Source organism: Gracilibacillus orientalis, from assembly GCF_900114645.1.
GTDB lineage: Bacteria > Bacillota > Bacilli > Bacillales > Amphibacillaceae > Gracilibacillus > Gracilibacillus orientalis.
The window spans coordinates 211,016-232,810 of sequence record NZ_FOTR01000007.1; the positions used below are offsets into that span (position 1 = coordinate 211,016).

At 35.7% G+C, this 21,795-nt stretch carries 17 protein-coding genes, 1 pseudogene and 1 other annotated feature; of the genes and pseudogenes, 9 read left to right on the top strand and 9 right to left on the bottom strand.

All coding sequences use genetic code 11. The features are described from left to right. Window positions 1–188: 188 nt before the first annotated feature. Window positions 189–2,501 carry an AraC family transcriptional regulator gene (locus tag BM121_RS14130; protein ID WP_091484292.1) on the bottom strand — a complete coding sequence of 771 codons (2,313 nt, stop codon included), beginning with the start codon at window positions 2,499–2,501 and terminating at the stop codon, window positions 189–191. 172 nt (window positions 2,502–2,673) lie between these two features. On the opposite strand from BM121_RS14130, the gene BM121_RS14135 reads away from it, so the two are divergent. Then, window positions 2,674–3,534 (top strand): AraC family transcriptional regulator, encoded by an 861-nt coding sequence (locus BM121_RS14135; protein ID WP_091484293.1) that lies wholly within the window; start codon window positions 2,674–2,676, stop codon window positions 3,532–3,534. Window positions 3,535–4,240: 706 nt separating this feature from the next. Continuing rightward, on the top strand, window positions 4,241–4,951 hold the full coding sequence (locus tag BM121_RS14140) for a sulfotransferase family 2 domain-containing protein (protein WP_091484294.1): 711 nt from the start codon (window positions 4,241–4,243) through the stop codon (window positions 4,949–4,951). A 157-nt stretch (window positions 4,952–5,108) separates the two neighbouring features. Here BM121_RS14140 and BM121_RS14145 read toward each other — a convergent pair whose 3' ends face one another. The 7 genes and pseudogenes from BM121_RS14145 to BM121_RS14175 all read right to left on the bottom strand — a co-directional run bounded on the left by BM121_RS14145 (window position 5,109) and on the right by BM121_RS14175 (window position 11,268). Beyond that, entirely contained in the window at window positions 5,109–5,972 is an 864-nt protein-coding gene (locus tag BM121_RS14145; protein WP_091484295.1) for a phosphate/phosphonate ABC transporter permease, read from the bottom strand. After that, window positions 5,972–6,757, bottom strand: a complete 786-nt coding sequence (phnE, locus tag BM121_RS14150) for a phosphonate ABC transporter, permease protein PhnE (protein ID WP_091484296.1) — start codon at window positions 6,755–6,757, stop codon at window positions 5,972–5,974. Before phnE ends, BM121_RS14145 begins: the two co-directional genes overlap by 1 nt. Window positions 6,758–6,770: 13 nt before the next feature. Next, window positions 6,771–7,535 (bottom strand): phosphonate ABC transporter ATP-binding protein, encoded by a 765-nt coding sequence (gene phnC, locus BM121_RS14155; RefSeq protein WP_091484297.1) that lies wholly within the window; start codon window positions 7,533–7,535, stop codon window positions 6,771–6,773. A gap of 71 nt (window positions 7,536–7,606) precedes the next feature. Next, entirely contained in the window at window positions 7,607–8,638 is a 1,032-nt protein-coding gene (locus tag BM121_RS14160) for a PhnD/SsuA/transferrin family substrate-binding protein (RefSeq protein ID WP_091484298.1), read from the bottom strand. Between the two features lie 376 nt (window positions 8,639–9,014). Further along, window positions 9,015–9,203 (bottom strand): annotated as a pseudogene (locus BM121_RS14165) (oxidoreductase); the annotation flags it as partial. A gap of 70 nt (window positions 9,204–9,273) precedes the next feature. After that, window positions 9,274–10,698 carry an alanine/glycine:cation symporter family protein gene (locus BM121_RS14170; protein WP_091484299.1) on the bottom strand — a complete coding sequence of 475 codons (1,425 nt, stop codon included), beginning with the start codon at window positions 10,696–10,698 and terminating at the stop codon, window positions 9,274–9,276. A 114-nt stretch (window positions 10,699–10,812) separates the two neighbouring features. Then, window positions 10,813–11,268, bottom strand: coding sequence for an SRPBCC family protein (locus tag BM121_RS14175; RefSeq protein WP_091484300.1), 456 nt, complete (start codon window positions 11,266–11,268; stop codon window positions 10,813–10,815). A gap of 249 nt (window positions 11,269–11,517) precedes the next feature. On the opposite strand from BM121_RS14175, the gene BM121_RS14180 reads away from it, so the two are divergent. The 3 genes from BM121_RS14180 (at window position 11,518) to cydS (ending at window position 14,222) form a co-directional block, all read left to right on the top strand. Further along, window positions 11,518–12,855, top strand: a complete 1,338-nt coding sequence (locus BM121_RS14180; RefSeq protein ID WP_091484301.1) for a cytochrome ubiquinol oxidase subunit I — start codon at window positions 11,518–11,520, stop codon at window positions 12,853–12,855. Window positions 12,856–12,860: 5 nt separating this feature from the next. Then, window positions 12,861–13,877 (top strand): cytochrome d ubiquinol oxidase subunit II, encoded by a 1,017-nt coding sequence (locus tag BM121_RS14185; protein WP_091484302.1) that lies wholly within the window; start codon window positions 12,861–12,863, stop codon window positions 13,875–13,877. A 246-nt stretch (window positions 13,878–14,123) separates the two neighbouring features. Beyond that, window positions 14,124–14,222: a cytochrome bd oxidase small subunit CydS family protein gene (cydS, locus tag BM121_RS22705; protein WP_425432241.1), complete on the top strand. Its 99-nt coding sequence runs from the start codon at window positions 14,124–14,126 to the stop codon at window positions 14,220–14,222. 123 nt (window positions 14,223–14,345) lie between these two features. Here cydS and tyrS read toward each other — a convergent pair whose 3' ends face one another. Beyond that, window positions 14,346–15,617, bottom strand: coding sequence for a tyrosine--tRNA ligase (gene tyrS, locus BM121_RS14190; protein WP_091484303.1), 1,272 nt, complete (start codon window positions 15,615–15,617; stop codon window positions 14,346–14,348). Between the two features lie 85 nt (window positions 15,618–15,702). Next, window positions 15,703–15,911: a binding site (T-box leader), on the bottom strand. A 128-nt stretch (window positions 15,912–16,039) separates the two neighbouring features. Between tyrS and BM121_RS14195 the strand changes: the two genes are divergently transcribed. From BM121_RS14195 to BM121_RS14210, 4 genes are all read left to right on the top strand, one after another. Next, window positions 16,040–19,054 (top strand): transglycosylase domain-containing protein, encoded by a 3,015-nt coding sequence (locus BM121_RS14195; RefSeq protein ID WP_091484304.1) that lies wholly within the window; start codon window positions 16,040–16,042, stop codon window positions 19,052–19,054. Between the two features lie 256 nt (window positions 19,055–19,310). Further along, window positions 19,311–19,931 (top strand): GNAT family N-acetyltransferase, encoded by a 621-nt coding sequence (locus BM121_RS14200; protein WP_091484305.1) that lies wholly within the window; start codon window positions 19,311–19,313, stop codon window positions 19,929–19,931. Between the two features lie 11 nt (window positions 19,932–19,942). Further along, window positions 19,943–20,593, top strand: coding sequence for a CBS and ACT domain-containing protein (locus BM121_RS14205; protein WP_091484306.1), 651 nt, complete (start codon window positions 19,943–19,945; stop codon window positions 20,591–20,593). After that, a complete protein-coding gene (locus BM121_RS14210; protein WP_091484307.1) occupies window positions 20,583–21,752 on the top strand; it encodes an acetoin utilization protein AcuC in 1,170 nt (389 codons plus the stop codon). Before BM121_RS14205 ends, BM121_RS14210 begins: the two co-directional genes overlap by 11 nt. Window positions 21,753–21,795 lie beyond the last annotated feature (43 nt).

Here is a 21,795-nt window from a genome sequence, read left to right on the forward strand (position 1 = left end):
ATATAGCCTATTCTTTTGATTAGTTATCAATATATTAGAAATGGCTGTTATCACTTTATTGTCGCGTTATCTGATCTTTATATAGGGTGGATAAGCGCTTGATTTACATACATATAAAGGGAGACTGTAATCAAGATGTTAGTGTCTATTTACCCCCACTTGTTCGAACAAATGATAATCTCACCTTACTAAGCTTGCATGCTCTCTCTATATTGTCCAGGTGTTACACCCTCCACTTTTTTAAATACTCTAATTAATCCGACACTGTTTGCATAACCTACTTGTGGTGCAATTTCTGAAATCGTAAGCCTTCGATTTGGTAGCAGTTTCTTAGATTCTTCTATTCTCACTTTCATAATAAATTCAGAAATCGCAATACCACCTTGTTTTTTAAAAAAAGAAGACAAATAGGATGAATTCATCCCAAAATGGTCCGCTATCATTCCAAGACTAAGCATATTATCATTAAAATTATCTTCAATAAAATCGACTATTTCCTGATATAATCGTTCCCCCTGAGTAGATTGCTTAGCCTCCATTTTAAGACAATAGTCATAATACAGAGATTTTATTTCCTTCTGCAATTCCTGGACTGTGCTACATTCTGGCACCGTTTTAAATGGATTGTGTTGCTCGATCACTCTTTTTTTTTCTTCGCCACTCAAAGAACTAAGCAGTTTAACCCATGTACTTAATAAATCATAGGATAAACATTTACTAATTTCCGGAGTCATCTCTTTTTGGACATTATTACTAAAAATCTGATCAAGTGTTCTTTCTACATTTTCATAATCACCATTTTTCGCAAAGTTAAGTATCTGAACTTCCGTTTCAACCGGGTAATGGTAATCATATCCACTATTATTCTTAATATCATTATAAAAAATAATATAGTTTGGTCCTTTTATTATCCTGTAATCCAATGCCATAACTGATTCTCCATAACATTCAGATATTTTATTTAAGCCAAAATGAATTTGACTAATTGCTACAGAAATCTTAATACCAAATTGTTGTTCTAATATGTCCATTAATTCTCTGGTTAAGTTAAGCTGATTGGTTGTTTCATCTGCCGAGTTATTTTGATGATTATACAGGATGATAAGCTTATCACGTTCCATTTCAATTGTGTATCCATTATCACCCATTAACTCTTCGCTCAAGTTAGCAATTATAAATCTGGTCAACACCCATTTTGTGTCGATATTTTCTTTTGTAAACTGACAGCAATCATCTATCTGAATAGTAATGACGCTGAAATAATTAAATTTAAAAGTAATTCCCATACTGTCTATCTCTTTTTCAAGATAAGACGTTACATCTACTTGTCCCCTTAACAATCGTAAAATAAAGTTAGACCTTATTACTGGTTCCTGTTGAGAAATAATCCGTTTTAATTGTGATTGTTCATTCATGGAACTAACGATTGTTTGCTTTATTAAATCTATTTCATTAGTAAATGTCCCTTTTGGCGTATTTTTACCTATAATCGTGTTGACTACTTCATGAATAGGTCGATAATTTTGATTCGCTAAATAATAGGAAACAACTATTCCGATAATTATTGCTATTAACACCAGGCTCAATGCCCAAGACTTCACGTTATTCACTTTTGCCAACACAAACTCTGTCGGGACTATAGAGACGTAAGTCCATTCATTTTTTTCTGACATGGTATAGGAGACAATCATATCTTTCCCGTCAATCTCTTTCGTAAAAAAGCCCTCTTTATCCGCTAATAATGGACTTATTTCTGCAAAGATACTTTTATTCTCACTGGTAGACATCATGATCTCATCTTTCTCATCTGCTATATACATAGCACCTTTGTTTAAGCCTTCCATTTGTTGCAGCATCTCTTTAAACTGCTGTTCATAAATATGGACCATTAGCACACCTTTAACATCTGTCACTTCTCCATATGGCAATGATTGAGTAAGCGTGATAATATTTTCTTCTCCTGAACTCATGATTACTTTTTCTGAAGGGAAATAATCTCTTAAGTGAAAGCCTGTCATTCTATTATTCATTACTTCCTCATACGTACTATTTTCATAACGCTTAATGTGTTTCAAGAATAAATATGAATCCGTTTTCATTGTTGGGGAAAGTAACACATCCGATTGGTTGAAATAAATATAGTAATCATCAATATGTGTACTGATGGTGTTATATCTTTTTAACTCCTTCATGTAATTAATATAATCATAGTTACTTACATTTTGCTGATTCATTAACAGCCTGTTTAACTTTTCATCTAATGAAATTTGTAAGGATAGCTGCTCGATCTCTTCAAATTTGTTTTCTAATACATCTCTTACTTGCATCAACATCGTAGTATTTGACTTATTTGCATTCTCTACCATAATTGATTCGATTTTGTTAAATAGAAAAAGACCAATAATAACAGGTAAAAGTAGAACGATTAAATATGAAACCAGGAGCTTTGAGAAGACATTATTGCCTGTTCCCCTTACGTTTAAGCGCTTCCATTTAGACATTTTGTTCACCTCTATTTTAATAGATTATTTATGTAGGAATAATCATGCCTTTTATGATAATCCATAGAAAAAATACTTTATACAGGTAATTATAACTTGGCTATTAGAAGAAAAGTTGTTGTATAATAGCCAATAATATTGTTTTATTGTTTTATTAGGAGGTTGTGCAGTTATGAACAATTTATTCGAACAAATTGATTTAAAGCCATTTCATTGGATTTATCGGCGAGTATCTGAAGATAACTTTAGTGGATTCTATCATTGGCATCAAGGCTGTGAATTGTTATTCGTTTACCGTGGACAAGGACGAGTACTTGTCAATCAACAATCCTATACTATCAAACCGGGAATGCTTTTTTTCTTTCAACCTTTTCAATTGCACAGGATTTATGTAGAAGTGTCCCCTGACACACCTTATGAGCGGAGTATCATGCACTTTGATCCTGTAACACTCGGAAAAAATCTGGATCGCTTCCCTGGTCTTCACAAATTACTAAACCGAATGCAACACAGTGTTCTGGAGCAACAAGGATTTGACTTAATTAATCAATATACGTATATATATGAAATTTGTGAGGCACTAAATCATTCGCTAAAAAAAAATACCCCGGAAGAAGATAGTCAACTTTTTCTCATGCAAATGCTCACATGTATCCGTTTGAATATGCAAGATATGAAATTAGACATGTCCCAAGGTAAATATCGTCTCTCTAACTATACGGAAAAAATGATGCAATGGATAGAAGAACATTACATGGAGCCATTTGATCTGGAAAGACTGTCAAGGGAACTTCACTTATCAAAATCCTATGTTTCCAGAATATTCAAACGCGAAACAGGGAGTAGCCTAACGGAATATTTAACTATTCTCCGAATTAAGCATGCATGCCAGTTACTACAAATGAGCGAAGAACCCATAGAAATAATTAGTGAAAGCGTGGGCATAGGAAATATCTCTTATTTTATCCAACTTTTCAAAAAAATAATAGGAACAACTCCACATCAGTATAGACTTTCCCATAGGGTAACTTAAAACACAGCTATTCTTTTCTTTTCTAAATCTAGTATTGGGGTTATTTTCTATAGAGTGGTTCATTTTTCAATTGCGATTGTGGTCTATTTTTAAGTTATCATATACACTTATGCAAATGGAATTAATTTTTTATAAGCAACAAATTTCAGTTATTCATCATATCCCCTTCTCTATTTTGTGGTGTTTTTGACCGTGCAAAAACAGCCGTTAAACCATTGGTATCAAAGGTTCAACGGCCTATTTTATCAAAAATAATGACTTTTCAGAACAAATTGACTATTATCTGATGTATGGTTGGTTCAACTAATTTCGTTTATGGGTTGCTCCCACATAGATGATTTCTAATTTTTGAAGCATTTAATTTACCATTACGCTAATTCTATGAGTTTTTCTTTTGTTATTTGTCCATAAGTCCAGGTAACCCCATCATTCCAATTCAAATAGAAATGGATCTTTTCATGTTCTAAGTTATTCATCTGTCTAATACCTCTACAAATGAATTATGAGCTCTAGTGGATTAACGGACTTGATGGAAAAGCACAGACACTTTTATTAGATTAGCCCTTATGTAACTGATCATTGGTTCTTTTCCACCCGGTCTGTTTCAATAAGATGTACCTCTTGTATAACCTACACATAATTCTGTTAACTGCTTATAATACAGTAAAAATCTTATGATAAAAAAACGACAGAAAGGCTGAAAAGCGTGATAATTTTTGATAAAGAAGCAACAACCCCCGAGAACCCCGTTTTTTTGCATATACCGAAAACAGGTGGAAAGACTTTATGGGATTTATTTGAAAGACAACAAGATACTATCCATGTTTGGCACAATAGGTATTTTAAGGAGTATCAAAAACCAATTCGTTTTTTCACGATTCTAAGGGACCCTGCTGACCGCGTTATTTCTACTTATTATTATATAAGAAGTTATGAACGAGACGCCTTATACCAAAAGGTAAATAATATGCCTCTTCAAGAATTTATAGAATATATGCAAAATGACAAAATAGAAAATAAACTTTATAAGAAAAAGGATATTCGTAATATTCGTTATAGAACGGTTAACCTCGCAACTCGCTATTTATCCGGTGGCGATCCCAATGATTTAGAACAAGCGAAAAAGAATATCACAAAACATTTTGACTTAGTAGGATTTACAGACATGTATCTTGAATCATTGTTTTTTATGAATAAAATTCACGACTGGAATTTTTCATCTATTAATAGAAAAAATAAAACAGACAACAGACCTAAGATTGATGAAATTTCTCCAAAAATCATTCAATCTATTGAACAAGTCAATCAACATGACAAAGAACTATATGAGTGGGCAAAGAGGAAGTTCCATAAAAAATTGACATCACTTGATAAACATACAAAAAAGGAATTAAATAAATGGGTCAATCAGTTTTAAACATAAATGTATAAAAAACATAAATTATCCCCACCTATTATTTAGATGGGGAACTTATTTTTTAATTTCATAATCATGTGCTAAGTTCCTTCTAATAGATAGTAGACTAGATGATTTCTTGATACATTAAGTTCTAATTATGCAGCAAAACCACATATCAAGAATTAATAGAAGAAGGAAAATAACGCTCTTTTAATCGCGTTGAAATAATCTCCAAGACAATAGCAACAACTAAGATCGCGTATGTAATAAAACCAACTTCCCGTAAATCAAAATAGAACCCAGACGCCATAAATAGTTCAAAACCGATACCACCTGCTCCGGCGGCAGCCCCCATTGCAACTGCTACAGAGAAATTTATCTCAAATCGTAAAAACGTCCAAGACAGTAAATAAGTGAAAGTCGATGGCAATACACCATTGACGACAATATGCCACCAGCTTGAGCCTGTTGCACGTAGCGCTTCGATTATTCCTGGATTAACTTCCTCAAATGATTCTGAAAAAGCTTTTACCAGATAGGCTACTGAGTGGAACAACATCCCAAGTACTGCTGCTTCACTGCCAAGACCAGCAGCGATAGCAAAAATTAACACCCATAGTACTGTTGGCACTGCACGGATAAACGCTACTACAATTCGAACGGTGTTTGATAACCACGATTTAGAGAGATTTTCTGCTGCCATTAACGAAAGAAAGAAGGCAATAATCGCACCAAAAATGGTCGCTAAAATCCCTAATCCTAGTGTAACTCCTACTTGGTAAACTGCTTCACTCCAACTAAAATGACTTAATCCTGGCTCCAAAAACATCACTCGTATATTGTGGATAGTCTCTGTGATTGCCCGTTCTATCTGAAACCCCGTATAGTCAAAGACGAAAAAAGCCAATACCGTTAGAAAAGTCAGTATCCAGATCGTCCATTTCACGACAGCATCTATTTTATTTCCCGATTTAATATTAATTTGCCCGTTCCGCTTACGCTTGATAAGAGCAGGATTCAATTCTTTCACCATCTCCATTATAAGATAACCCTCCGTATTCTATTAGATATTAATTCAATGGCGATAACGGCGATAATAATGGTAAATGTAATTAATGCAACTAGATTATAATTCATATTCTTATAATAAAGATCAAACATGTACCCGATACCAGTACCTGTTAGGATTCCAACCAATGTAGCGCTACGTATATTGGTCTCGATCATGAACAAAATCCAGCTAAGCATTTGAGGAAGACTTTGAGGAATAACAGCTTTACTGATCATATGGAAATAGGTTGCACCTGTAGCAGTAAGTGCTTCAACAGAACTTTGATTTGCTTCATCCACCGATTCAATAAATGCTCTTGTCAAGAAACCTACTGTTGCAACAAATAAAGCCAAAAATCCGGTTATAGAATTCTGACCGAAAGATATTAACAGAATCAGTGACCAGGCAACAACCGGGATATTTCTCGAAAATGAGGCGATAAACCTAGCGATGACGCTAAACGTTTGATTCACTTTGGTTGTTTTGGAACCCATTATCGCCAGAAAAAGTGATACTACCGCAGCCAACGTCGTAGCGGCAATCGACATAAAAATCGTTTCACCTAACTTTTCCAATATCTGAGGCAGCTTTTCTAAAGACTCCTCGGTGATCAAAAGATTAGAGAATATCCAACTGAACGCAGCTGGTATGGTTGCAATACTATCAATGAAATTAAATTTCGTAATTGCGGTAGATAAATAGGTGACAATAATAATGAGAATGAAAAAAATCGTTGTCTGCCACTTGTTCTTGCGCATTTGCTTTGCATTCATGTTACCTACTCCCTTAAACCGTTATTAATTCTCTTGATTCCATTCCATATATATTCTGGATTTGCTCACCATAAAGAAGCTTACTAGGACCATCAAAGACAATTTCACCTTGTTTTAGTCCTACAATTCTACTCGCATATTCCTTTGCTACTTCTACCTGATGGAGATTAACAATACAAGTAATGCCCATTTCAGTACTAATGGATTTTAAATAGTCCATAATAACTTTGGAGGAGTTTGGATCCAAAGATGCAATTGGTTCATCACAAAGAATGAGTTCTGGCTCCTGAATAAGTGCACGACATATTCCGACACGCTGTTGTTGACCGCCACTTAATTGATCACAGCGTTTATATGCATGCTCAGAAATCCCAAGCTTCTCTAACAGAAAAAAAGCCTGTTCCTTCTCTGGTTCTGTAAACCTTCCAAGAACACCCTGTATTGTTGATTTATAGCCGAAACGACCATGCAGTACATTTTCAATCACCGTTAAGCGCGGTACGAGGTTATAATGCTGAAAAATCATGCCAATATTAGTACGCAGCTTTCGTAATTCCTTTTTCTTCATTGCGCCTACATCTAACCCATTAAAAATGACTTTCCCTTCATTGATTTCAACCAAGCGATTCATACACCGAAGTAAGGTTGACTTTCCAGCACCAGAAGGACCAATAATCGATAAAAACTCGCCTGCCTTGACTTCAAAATTAACATCCTTTAACACCTTGGTTTCCCTATCATAAAACTTGCTTAGTCCCTCGACTTTAAGTAATGACATGGAACAATCTCCTTTTTCATTTTTTTAGAAAATGCGGAGTATGCAATCTCCATGCATACCCCTTTTCATTATTAATTCTGAGAAAGTTCACGAATTGGATTGAACCACTCGTCCTCTACCGGAACAAATCTTTCCTGATCAGATTTTGAGAACAGTCCGGATACATCAGAATCTTTTGGAACAAAGATTTCTTCATTATTTGCTATTTCATCAGAGGCAAACACTTCTTGAATGAGTTCATAATCTTCTTCTCCCAACACATCCATATTTGCAACAAATGGAGCATTCAATACTGGCGTCACACTCATCAACATAAACTCACTACCAGTCACCGTATTAAACGGTTCTTCAGCATCATCTTTTACTCGATATACACTACCAACTGTGTTTTCTTCACCTTCTGCTACTTCCACATAATTGTTCACACACGTATCACAAAACGCTGCAATATCAGCACTATCATTTAGTAAGTTAACAGCTGAACCTTGATGAGAACCGCCAAACAATACTTGAGAGAAAAGTGGACCAGACTCCATTAAATCTTCTTCCGCTAAATCTTTGTCAGAGAAATGCCCAATTATGGTTGCAGAAGGTACTACAAATCCAGATGTTGAACTATTGGAGACAAATGAAAATCTTTTTTCTTCGATGGTATCTAGTGAAAACTCTCCATCTACTTTAAATTCATCCTGGTCATCGACTTTCATCGCTAGCCAACTATGATACATAGCGTCATCTAATGTACCAGACGGACCAGTTGATACAACAATTGGCTGAACAGCATCATTTTGATCACTTGCCTCGATATAACCTTGTGCTCCCATAAATGCAAGGTCTGCATTATCATTAACAATCGTTTCAATCGCAATTGCATAATCTGTTGTTAAATGATGTTCTACTTCTTTACCTGTCGCTTCTGCAATTTCACTTCCAATTGCATCTCGCGCAGTTTTTAAATCATTTCCAGATTCATTTGGATACCAGACAATATCTATTACATCGTCTCCCTCTGTTTCTTCTCCTTCAGCACTATCCATCGAACATGCTGCTGAAAATACCGTTATTACAAGAAATAAAACACCAAGTAACCATTTTTTTTGCATGACAATTCCCTCCATGATTATTAAGTAGGTTTCCATTTATCTGAGAAGTATTTTCTATTAGAAGCTAGTCACATTAAATCATAAACTATAATAGAATTGGGCAAGTTTACTATCTCTTCACATATAATTAAGATAATTCACATTAATTAAACAAAGGGTTTACAAGAACAAAAATCTTTCTTGTAGCTCTTGTTGAAACACTATATATTTTCTTGCTAGGCAACATGATTTCCCTTGGATTAACCAAAAAAAGATAGCTATTATAGCTATCCTACTTATCATGTATATAATATTGGTAGTGCAATCCACTTTCTACAATATGAATTGCTGAAGAACTCTAATTTAAAAATATATCACTTGTCTCTCACGATTTCGTTTAACAAGTCCGTTTACTTATATTGCTCACAATATATTCTGCATCATATCCTACACCTTGTAGTAAAGCAGATCCTCGTCTATATTGCCACGGTAGACCAATGAAATATAAACCCTTGATATTTGATTCTCCTCTAGTATGTATCACTTGTCCTTCCTTATCTAAGACTCCTTCTATGTCTAATAAACTTAGGCACGATTCGCAACTATTTTAAAAACTATGAAAAAACCCAGTCTTTAAAATAAGACTGGGTTGCATATTATTTCTCCTCGTCCTGTGCTCCCCACCAAGAAATGTTCTTCAAACCTTTAACATTCTTATAGTGAAAGTCAGGATCTTTTCCTTGTTTTCTCTGTTTAACATAGTCTTGTAGCACATCCATTGAAACTTTACTTAACAGTAAGATTGCGATTAAGTTTACTACAGCCATCATGGCCATAAACAGATCTGCCATATCCCAAACTAATTGGATAGATGCAAGTGAACCGAACATAACCATGCCTAAAACGACCACACGATAGACATTTACCCATATTCCCTTCGGATTTAAGAAGCTAACATTCGTTTCACCATAATAATAGTTTCCAATTACGGAACTAAAGGCAAAGAAGAAGATCGTAATCGCTAAGAAAATCGATGCCCATTCACCGACATGAGCACTTAAAGCAACTTGTGTTAACTGAATTCCGTCTTCTGAGGCTTGATAGAAATTATCATACAGAATGATAATAAAGGCAGTTAAACTGCAAATGACAATCGTATCAAAAAAGACTGCCAATGATTGTACAAGACCTTGTTTAACCGGGTGGTTAACACCTGCTGTTGCAGCAGCATTCGGTGCACTCCCCATACCACCTTCATTGGAGAAGAGGCCACGACGGATACCGTACATCATTGCTGCCCCGGCACCACCACCAAAGACTTCTTCTAATCCAAATGCATTGCGTATAATTAGCATAAATACATCCGGGATAGCTGTAATATTAGTGAATACTACGTAAAAACCAACAATCATATAAATAACTGCCATGACAGGTACAATTACTCCGGCGACAGTAGCAATACGTTTAATACCACCAAAAATGATTAATCCTGCCAGTACAACTAGTAAAATACCGGTCCATACTTTATCAATATTAAATGCTTGCTCTACTGCAGCTGAGATTGTATTGGCTTGTACAGCATTAAATATAAAGCCAAATGTAATGGTTATCAATATTGAGAACACAATACCCATCCATTTTTGCCCTAAAGCTTTTTCCATATAATAAGCTGGTCCGCCTCTGAAGCCATCTTTATCAGGTACTTTATATACTTGGGCAAGCGTACTCTCAATAAATGCTGTTGCCATTCCAATTAAGGCAATCACCCACATCCAGAACACTGCACCAGGACCACCTATTGCAACAGCTAAAGCTACACCTGCTAGGTTACCTGTTCCTACTCTTGATGCGATCGTAATACTAAATGCTTGGAAGGCATTGGTCCCTTTTTTACCGCTTTGCTCAACTGCTTCTTCAGAAATTACTTTAAACATATCTCCGAATAAACGGAACTGAACAAATTTAGATCGGAAGGTGAAAAATAAACCTGCACCTATTAATAAGTAAATTAGTACATAATCCCAAAGAATTAAATTACCCCATTCGATTAGTTTGGAAGCTATCAATTCTAGTTTGTCCACGATATTTCACTCCTCTCATATGAAAATCCTATACCCCAAAATATATAATATAATACACTTCCTCTAAAAAAACAAGTAAATCCCTTATCCAATGAATGGACAAGGGATATGTAGCTACTTTGAAACTGCTGCTTCTTTCATCAATCGATTTGCAACAGACTCTGTAAATTCAATCGTTGTTTTTGGTACGACAGATTTTAATATACTATTAATCATTGGGCTCATCATGCCACCTGCGGATATTGATAAACAACCGGTGACATTCGTTCTTTCAGGAGTGATTTTCTCCGCTTCAAAATATCCGCTTCCTTCTAAGTTTTCACTTATTCCCTTTAATTCAAATCTGACACTAGTTGGTGCCGCCCATTCTTTTATATTCACTTTTAACCCTATCTTTTTTTGCATCTTGCCTACGTCACCTTTAAAATGCCATGTCGATTGACGCTCATTAACAATCTGATGATCAATATACCCGGGGGCTAAAGGTGCCCATCTGTTTATATCGCTGACAAATTCCCAGACTTTTTCAATTGGCAATTCTAACTGGACAAAATGTGTACCATTCGGCATTAAAATCCCTCCTTATCATTTCTTATGTTGAGCTTTGAACAATCATTCACCTTTTTGTATTTAGTTTATGTAAAAAAGGTATATTCTTCTTTATCTAGTTATACACTACCAATAGCTTATCGCTAATCGGAGGATACCACCATGTATAAAAAACATGAACACAGGTTAATTATTTTAGCTTTTTTTGTTGCCTTTGTTATCGGTTTATCTTTACTGGGACGGATTCTTTCAGGATGAGAGGGAGTAACTATGGAGAGTGAACAAGCTGTTTTTTACAGTCGACTATTAACCGAATTAACACTTTCATTTCATATTATATATGCAACGATAGGTGTGGGAGTCCCATTTCTTATTTTTTTAACACAGTGGCTTGGAATAAAAAAACAAGACGACCATTATATTTTATTAGCTAGAAGATGGACAAGAGGTTTTATTATTACAGTTGCTGTTGGAGTCGTAACAGGGACGGCAATTGGATTACAGCTTAACCTGTTATGGCCTACCTTTATGGAGCTAGCAGGAAATGTAATAGCACTTCCATTATTTATGGAAACATTCGCCTTCTTCTTCGAGGCTATTTTTCTTGGTATTTATTTATACACATGGGACAGATTTCGTGATCAACGCAAGCATATGTTACTTTTACTTCCTGTAGCGATTGGAGCGTCATTTTCTGCAATTTTTATTACTATGGTAAATGCCTTTATGAATGCACCACAAGGATTTGAATTAATGAATGGGGAATTCATTAATGTCGAACCAATTGTCGCGATGTTTAATCCTGCCATGCCGACAAAAGTTGCTCATGTTGTATCAACAGCATATATGACTTCAGCATTTGTATTAGCAGCTATCGGTGCTTTCCGTCTGCTAAAGGGCTCTAATCATATCTATCATAAAAAGGCTCTTTTACTTACATTGAAAGTTGGACTAGTGTTCTCGATAGCTTCTGCTATTATTGGAGACTTTTCTGGTAAATATCTAGCCGAATATCAACCGGAAAAGCTGGCAGCAATGGAATGGCACTTTGAAACAGAAGAACAGGCATCACTGACATTGTTCGGTTTTCTAACCAATGGAGATGAGATTACATTTTCCCTTGAAGTTCCTTATGCATTAAGTATTCTGGCACATGGAAATCCAAATGCGGAAGTAATCGGCTTAGATCAGTTCGCGGAAGATGAAACCCCTCCACTCTATATCCATTATTTGTTTAACATTATGGTAATTATCGGCATGATCGCCATGATAATCGCACTTTTTTACATTGTTGGCAACGCATTGAATAGAAGCTTTATTATGAACAGAGTCTTTCTATGGCTGATAGTTAGTACAGGACCATTAACTATCCTTGCTATTGAAGCCGGCTGGTGGTTAGCAGAAGTTGGCAGGCAGCCATGGGTATTACGCGGCATTTTACGTACAGAAAATGCTGCCACGACCAGTAATCATGTTGATTTAATGCTATTACTCTTTATTGGATTATATACAGTACTCGGGTTGGCTAGTGTTATTGTATTAACCCGGATGTTTAAAAACAATCCAGTAGAGCAAGAAATATTGGATCAACAAAGAAATGGAAGGTGAGCTATGTGTCCTATGAAATCATTGGTATAGTAGTACTCTGGCTTTTTTTATTCGGATATATTATCGTTGCGTCTATCGACTTTGGAGCAGGGTTCTTTCATTCCTACAGTGTCTTAACCAACAAACACCATATCATTAGTAACATTGTGCAACGCTACCTTTCACCAGTCTGGGAAGTTACCAATGTCTTTCTTGTTTTTTTCTTTGTCGGGATTGTAGGATTTTTTCCTAGTACTGCTTATTATTATGGAACTGTATTATTAGTACCTGCAAGTCTGTCTCTTATCTTATTAGCTATTCGAGGGGCTTACTATGCCTTTACTACTTACGGCAAATTAAGGAGTAATTGGTGGACTTACCTATACGGTTTTTCCGGTTTATTAATACCCGCCTCCCTATCAATTGTATTAACTATTTCTGAAGGTGGTTTTATTGAAGAAAGCAATAACCAGCTTTCCTTGCAATATAAAACACTGTTTTCAAGTCCTCTAACATGGAGTATCGTAATCTTAAGTTTAACTTCTGTTCTCTATATTTCTGCTGTTTTTCTGACGTGGTATGCCAATAAAGCAAAAGATCGAGCAGCAACCGCCCTTTTGCGAAAATATGCTTTAATATGGGCATGTCCTGCTATCATTACCGCTACTGGTATAATTGTTGAATTGAGAACACATAATCCTGTTCATTTTCAAAGGATGCTCGACTTATGGTGGATGTTTGCTCTGTCAGGAATTTTGTTCATCACTACTGTCTATCTGGTTTGGCGGAAAAAATCCTATGGCCTTGCTTTTTCCTTGCTTACTGGACAGTTTTTTGTTGCCTTTTATGCTTATGGACTCTCCCATTATCCTTACCTGCTGTATCCTTATTTGACGATAGAAGAAGGTTTTACCAACGAAGGAATGGCTCTTGCATTGATTATTGCTTTTATTGCAGGTCTTTGCTTATTGCTCCCTTCTTTATGGTTGTTATTACGTCTTTTTCTATTCAATAAAGATTATGTAGAAGGAAAGATAAAGTGAGACTATGATCAGTGGGGGGGTTGACCCCACTGATCATTAGCGAAACTTATCAGGGTGTTAGCGCCTGTATCCCCACTTAACTTCCTTGTGTTACTTGAAGCTTGAAGTGGGGTCTTACAGACGGTTAGCACCGTGATAAAGTGAGACTAGTGGGAGGATTGACCCCGCTGATCATTAGCGAAACTTATCAGGGTGCCACAGAGGGTTAGTCGTTTGGTCAACGTGAATAAACTAGGAGGGAACAAAGTGAACGGATTTCTATACTTTTATGCACCATTTATTATCATTATCATCAGTATTATCTTTACGTTCTGGTTTATTGCAAAAGATACGAAAATAAAATAAAAGAATGGAAGAAGGCAAATCACAAAGAGTCACTTCGCAGTTCATGTGTTTTATGTGTGATTGTAAATTTGATTGTTCAAAAAAACCAGGCTGTATTTGCCTGGTTTCTGCTACATATTAGCTTTAAAATCGAATTAAAAAGTATTTTTTCTTTCCTCTTCTAATAATCGTAAATTTATCTTCAATCCGGTCTTCATCTGTTAATTGATGTGTTAATTCCTGATTTCTTATCCCATTAATGTAAATGGCACCATTCTTAATATCTTCCCGCGCTTGACGTTTTGATGAAGAAATATGAGCTTCCACTAACAAATCAATTAACCCAATTTCTTTATTTTCAATAGTGACAGAAGGTACATCTTTAAATCCTTGCTCTATTTCCACTGCATTCAAGCTTGCTAAATCACCACTGAATAATGCGTCAGTAATTTTCTGTGCTTGTTTTAATGCCTCTTCTCCGTGAACAAGCTTAGTCATTTCTTCTGCTAAACGTTTGTGTGGAATGCGTTTCTCTGGTGCATCTTCCAATTCTTTCTCTAAAGCTTCGATTTCTTCAAAGTCAATAAAAGTGAAATATTTAATGAAACGAAGCACATCACGGTCATCCGTATTAATCCAGAATTGGTAAAATTCATATGGTGTTGTTTTCTCAGGGTCCAACCAAACAGCTCCACCAGCCGTTTTACCGAATTTTGTGCCGTCACTCTTAGTGATTAATGGTACCGTTAAACCAAATACTTCTGCCTCTTCTTCTTCGTTCTCAAAACGGTTACGACGAATCAGCTCCTTACCTGCTGTAATGTTCCCCCATTGATCACTACCACCAATTTGGAGTGTGCAATTTTCTTTTTCGTACAGATTAAGAAAGTCGAACGATTGCAACATCATGTAACTAAATTCTGTAAAGGTAATACCATTTTCCAATCTGGATTCTACAGAATCTTTAGCCAACATATAGTTGATACTGAAGTGTTTACCAATATCACGTAAAAATTCAATAATTGTCATAGTGGATAACCATTCATGATTATTTCGAGCTACTGCGCTATTTTCCCCTTGATCAAAATTTAAGATACTTGCCAATTGTTCTTTAATTTTATCACTGAAGCCCTTTACGACTTCTGGGCTATTTAAGGATCTTTCCGTAGAACGACCACTTGGATCACCAATTAACCCTGTTCCGCCACCAATTAAAGCAATGGGACGATGACCAGCTTTTTGGAATCTTTTGAGCATTAAAACCGGCAACAGATGTCCAATATGTAAACTGTCTGCTGTCGGATCAAAACCACAGTAAAGGGTAACCAGATTATTATCTAAATGTTTTCTTAATCCTTCATCATCTGTTGTTTGTTGAATTAAGTCTCTTTTTGAAAGTTCATCTAAAATATGCATTTCCATGACACTCCTTTATTTCATTATGTTGTTCTTTTGTTCTATGGTAAAAGAAAAAAATCCATAAAAAAACTCCCCCCTCATAATAAGGGACGAGATATTCGCGGTACCACCCTTGTTGCACTTCGCATGAAATGCCACTTAAGGAAATAACGATGCAGACCACACCGTCTTCATTCAACATGAAGAAACTCTGGAACGTAATTCATGGTAAGATTATTTACTAGCTTTCACCAACCGCTAGCTCTCTAAAAAAGGGAACCTTCCACTACTTCGAACCTTCATTGTTTTATAGATGTTTAATTGTTATATCATTATTAGCATATTTGTAATAAAAATGCAATATTATTTTCATTAATTTCTATAAATTTTGTTTGACTGCTGTGCTATAATATTTAGTGAAATATTTAGGAGGTAATCTTATGGATACAAAAGATTTTTTTCATAATTTGTGGCAATCTATGAAAGAAATTTGGAATAAAAAAATTATTCAAAGATCTACAAGAATCAGCTATCATATCATTTGGAATATTGTGTTATTCTTTATTACGATTGGTATCATTGGAGGATTTTTCGTTGCTGGTCTTGGTGCAGGGTATTTTGCATCATTAGTTGATGACGAAGAAATCCAAACAGAAGAACAAATGGCAAGTGCTGTTTACGACTATGAGGAAACATCAGAATTATATTTTGCTGATAATAATTTTCTTTCAGATGTGAGTTCTGATTTATTGCGAGATGAAACTTCATTGGATAATGTAAGTGAACATGTCCAAAATGCGGTTATTGCCACTGAAGATGAGTATTTTGAAACACATAACGGAATCGTACCTAAAGCGATTTTACGTGCGGTTTTCCAAGAGGTTACAAACTCCACTACTAAGTCAGGTGGAAGTACATTAACGCAACAAGTCATCAAAAATCAAATTTTAACTAACGAAGTATCTTTTGAGCGAAAAGCAAAGGAAATGCTTTTCGCTATGAGATTGGAACGTTTTTTTGATAAAGATGAAATATTAGAAGCTTATTTAAACATTGTACCTTTTGGCCGAAACTCTTCCGGTCAAAATATAGCAGGTATCCAAACAGCAGCCAATGGAATATTCGATGTAGATGCAAAAGATTTAAACCTTGCACAAGCAGCTTTCATTGCTGGTCTTCCCCAAAGTCCATCGTATTACACACCATTCTTAAACGGTAGTGGATTAAAAGATGACAAAGGCCTTGAGCCTGGGTTAAATCGTATGAAATCTGTTTTAAGCAGAATGTTAGAAGCAGGATACATTAATGAAGATGAGTATCAAGAAGCATTAGACTATGACATAGTTGCCGATTTTAAAAAACCAGAAGAATCTGTACTAGAAAACTATCCTTATTTAATGCGTGAATTACAAGATAAAGCTGTTGCTATTTTAGTGGAAGTCCTTGCTGAACAAGATGGATATTCAAAAGAAGATTTAGAATCCAGTGATATTTTACAAGAAGAATATGAAATAAGAGCAAATCGTGAAATTGGTAGAAATGGTTACAAAATACACTCAACGATTGATAAAGAAATATACGATGTTTTTCAGAAAACAGCTCGAGAATATAATAATTACGGAAGAGATAAGTTAGCAAGAGACAAAGAGACAAATCAACCGATTATGATTGAAGACCCAGATACTGGTGAAATGAAACAACTAGGTGAACAACCTGTTCAAGTTGGAAGTGTATTGATTGAAAATAGTACAGGGAAAATATTAAGTTTTGTTGGTGGTCGTGATTTCGAGAAATCAGAATATAATCATGCAACAAATGTACCACGACAATTTGGTAGTACGATGAAACCTATTGCCGGATACGGTCCTGCTATGGAATTAGGTGTTGTTCAACCTGGTTCTGTCATTGCAGATGTAGAAAAAACTTATGGTGATGATTATACACCAGGAAACTATTCTCAACGTTATTATGGTTTAACTACTGTTAGAGAAGCATTATACCGTTCACATAACGCTACAGCTGTTTCAGTTTTTAATGAAATCAGAGGTCCTGAATTAGCCAAAAACTTCCTTTGGAAAATGGGATTAGAAGATATAACAGAAACTCAAACTAGTTTAGCAGCTACTGTTTTAGGTACTATCGAATTAACAGTAGAAGACAATACAAATGCATATGCAACTTTCGGTAACTTAGGTGAATTCGTTGAAGGCTATATGATTGAAAAAATTGAAACAAAAGATGGAGAAGTTGTTTATCAACATGAATCCGAATCCGAAAAAGTATTTAGTCCTCAAACAAGTTATTTGATGATTGACATGATGCGAGATGTGCTCACACGCAGTGCAGGTACAGGTACTGCTGCCAGAGCCAACCTAGCTAATAAAAGTGTTGATTGGGCTGGAAAGACAGGAACAACTAATGATTATCGTGATACATGGTTTATTGCAACAAATCCGAATGTAACACTTAGTAGTTGGATGGGCTATGACAATAATCAACAGTTAGACCAAGACGGTTATAGTACCCGTAATAATACATTCTGGGCAAAACTAGTTAATGCTGCCACTGAAGTCCGCCCTGAATTAATGGCACCTTCTCAAAAATTTGAGAGACCTGGTGGTATTGTTTCCAGATCATATTGTGCGGTCTCAGGCCTGTTACCATCAGATGAATGCAGTGAACTTGGATTAGTTAAAACAGATATTTATAATGCTAATTATGTACCATCTAAGCGAGATTATAGTCTTATTAAAGAAAACTATGCAACAATTGATGGTAATGTAGTACTTTCCGGCGAAAAGACACCAGATGAATTTTCTGATGGTGATGGTGTAAGCTTTAATCCTGAATGGTTAAAGGATATGGGCTATAATAAGTTGGCAAATATTAAGCAACTTACTGCTGGTAAATCCGGTGCTTGGGAAAAAATAAAATATCCTAGTGATGATAACGAGGTCAATAATGATGGCAAAGCACCAAATGCCCCTACTTCCTTAAAGTTAAATGATCAAAAGCTGAACTGGAATAATTCGAAAAACTCTGATGTTGTTGGTTACCGCATTTATCGGGCGAGTGATCCGGATTCTGACGATTTCCAACGGATTGGTTCTACAGCTGAAACGTCATTTTCCATTCCTGGCAGTGATGCGGTCTACCATGTTAGAGCCGTTGATTATTTTGGACAAGAATCTAAACCAAGTAACGTAGTAGAAAAAGGGGATTTTTCTGAACCCGAAGAAGAAGAAGAAGAGGAAGAAGAAGATAAAAAAGCAGATAAAGATAAAGATGAAGAAGAAGATAAAGACAATGCCGAAGAAGATGAAAAGAAGAAGCAAAATAATAACAATTCTGATAACAATGACTCTAATAATGATGATAACTCTGATAATGAAAATTCCAATAACAATTCTGACTCTGACTCCGAACCAGAGCCAGAAGAAGGTAACACTGATTAAGTATTAAAGAACTCTTATCCTAAATTGGATAAGAGTTCTTTTCTTTTCAAGGTAAGAAAATGGCTAGGTATATTCCAGAAACCTAGATACTTGCCGAAAAATTGACCATTGGTTTAACTAAAGGCTTAGAATCATCCATGTTGAATCCGGATAATCACTATGATGTTAAACAGGTGAACTAAGCTTTTCTTACTGTTCACTGCTATCATTCTACGTTATAATGAGACAAATGGATTGACTAGAGGTGATAGAACTTGTGAAACACGAAAAACTATACCAATCCGAAAAAATTGACTCCAATACCGTAAATATTCTGATAGAAGGACCTGTATCGTCTGAAAAAATTACACAATTAACAATGCATGAAGCATTATCTGCTTTTCGACCTCCATATGAGCAACAGCAAGCATTAAAGGAAATAGCCGATTTACCTGAAGGTAGAATCTTGATAGCAACAGTAGACCAAAAAATGATCGGCTATGTTATATTCCTCCACCCTGATCCTATTGAACGGTGGTCGAAATATCCTAAAGATAATTTATTAGAATTGGGTGCTATTGAAATAGCGCCACAGTACCGGGGAAATAAGCTTGGTTCCCGTTTAATTGAAACTTCTATGAATGATGAAAATATGGAAAATTATATTATTATTTCAACGGAATACTATTGGCATTGGGATTTGAACTATTCTGAATTAAGTGTATGGGACTATCGAAAAATCATGGAGAAAATGATGAAAGCTGGTAGTCTGTATCCTGCACCTACCAATGAACCTGAAATAATGGCGCATCCTGCCAATTGTTTAATGGTTCGAATTGGGAAAAATGTCGCGAAAGAAGATCAAGACTTATTTAAAAAGCTAAGATTTCTTACGTAAGGAGTGGGCAAATGTTAGTAAAAGATATTATGAAAACAGACGTAGTTACCATAACACCTGATACTTCCGTCTCAGATACATTACAGCTATTACAAAAACACAGTATCCGACATATACCTGTTATTAATCAAGATCAGCATGTCATAGGCATTGTTTCAGATCGTGATGTGCGCGATGCAAGCCCATCTATACTAGATGATGAAATAAAGAAAGAAGTATTATCGAGATCCATTCAGGATATTATGTCTACACCGGTTATTACTACTCATCCTTATGATTTTTTTGAGGAAGTCGCTTATACTTTCTATCAGAAGGAATTTGCCTGCTTACCTGTTGTTAAAAATCATCAGTTGGTAGGAATGATTACCGAAAAGGATATGTTGTATGCCTTTATACAATTAACTGGTACTCATTCACCTAACACTCAGCTTGAAATAAAAGTCTCCGATCAAATAGGTGTTCTATCAGATGTATGTCAATATTTCACTAAGAGAAATATTAAGATTATATCCGTTTACAGTTATCCAGATACTGCCGCACCAAATTATAAAGTGCTCGTTTTTCGTATTCAAACAATGAATCCAATGCCGGTTGTTAAAGATTTTCAACAGTCTGAATATCAAATACTCTATCCATACAGGGAGGACCAAGATGAAATCTGAGAGAACAGCTTTTATTTACACCGATGATTTCCTGGATTATTCCTTCCATGAAGAACATCCTTTTAATCAGAGAAGGTTACTGTTAACGAAAGACCTATTAGAACTAAGCAAGGGATTAACAGAAAAACAAATCGTTCAACCGGCACTACTAGATGAGGATATCTTATATTCTATTCATGATATCGACTATATTGAGGCAGTAAAGACAGCAAGTAAAAATCACCCTGTCTCCTATGAAGGTTATGGGATAGGAACGCATGATACCCCAAGTTTTTCGAAAATGTTTGATGCATCACTTATTTCAGTAAGTGGATCAGTGGAGGCGTGTGAACAAGTAATGCATGGTAACGTAACTCATGCATTAAGTCTTGGCGGTGGACTTCATCATGGATTTCCAAACCGTGCCTCTGGTTTTTGTATTTTTAATGACATAGCCATTGCTATTCAACATATAAGGAAGCATTATGATATAAAAGTTTTATATATTGATACAGATGCACATCACGGGGACGGAGTACAACATTGCTTTTATCATGATCCTAATGTCTGTACAGTATCCTTTCATGAGACTGGCCGATATTTATATCCTGGAACAGGGAAAACAAGTGAGCGTGGTATCAAAGAAGGCTTTGGTTATTCTTTTAACTTTCCTTTGGATGCTTTTACAGAAGATGATTCATTTCTCGAAGTATTTCACTCATCTATCGAGGAAATAGCCGAGTACTTTCAACCAGATATCATTGTCAGCCAGCATGGTGTCGATGCACATTATCTTGACCCTCTTACCCATTTACATGGTAGCCTGCACCTATTCGAAGAAATACCTAAAATTATTCATCAACTTGCCCATCAATATTCCCAAGGAAAATGGGTAGCCTTAGGCGGTGGCGGCTATGATATTTGGAGAGTTGTCCCAAGAGCCTGGTCGCAATTATGGAAGGTGATGAATACAAACGAAACCTTTCAGGGAACTATTCCCCAAGCTTGGCTAGATAAATGGCAGTCAGAGTCTCCAGTTCTTTTGCCTAATACGTGGCACGATAGTTTACAAGATTATCGTGAAATTCCTAGACGTGAGGAGATCGAAGAAAATAATAGACGCATGTATCAACAAGTACTGAAATTTATTGGTAATAAGAAATGTAGAAAGCACGACTGAGCTGACCATAAGCATGAGTGTTTAAGAAAAAACACTATTTTAG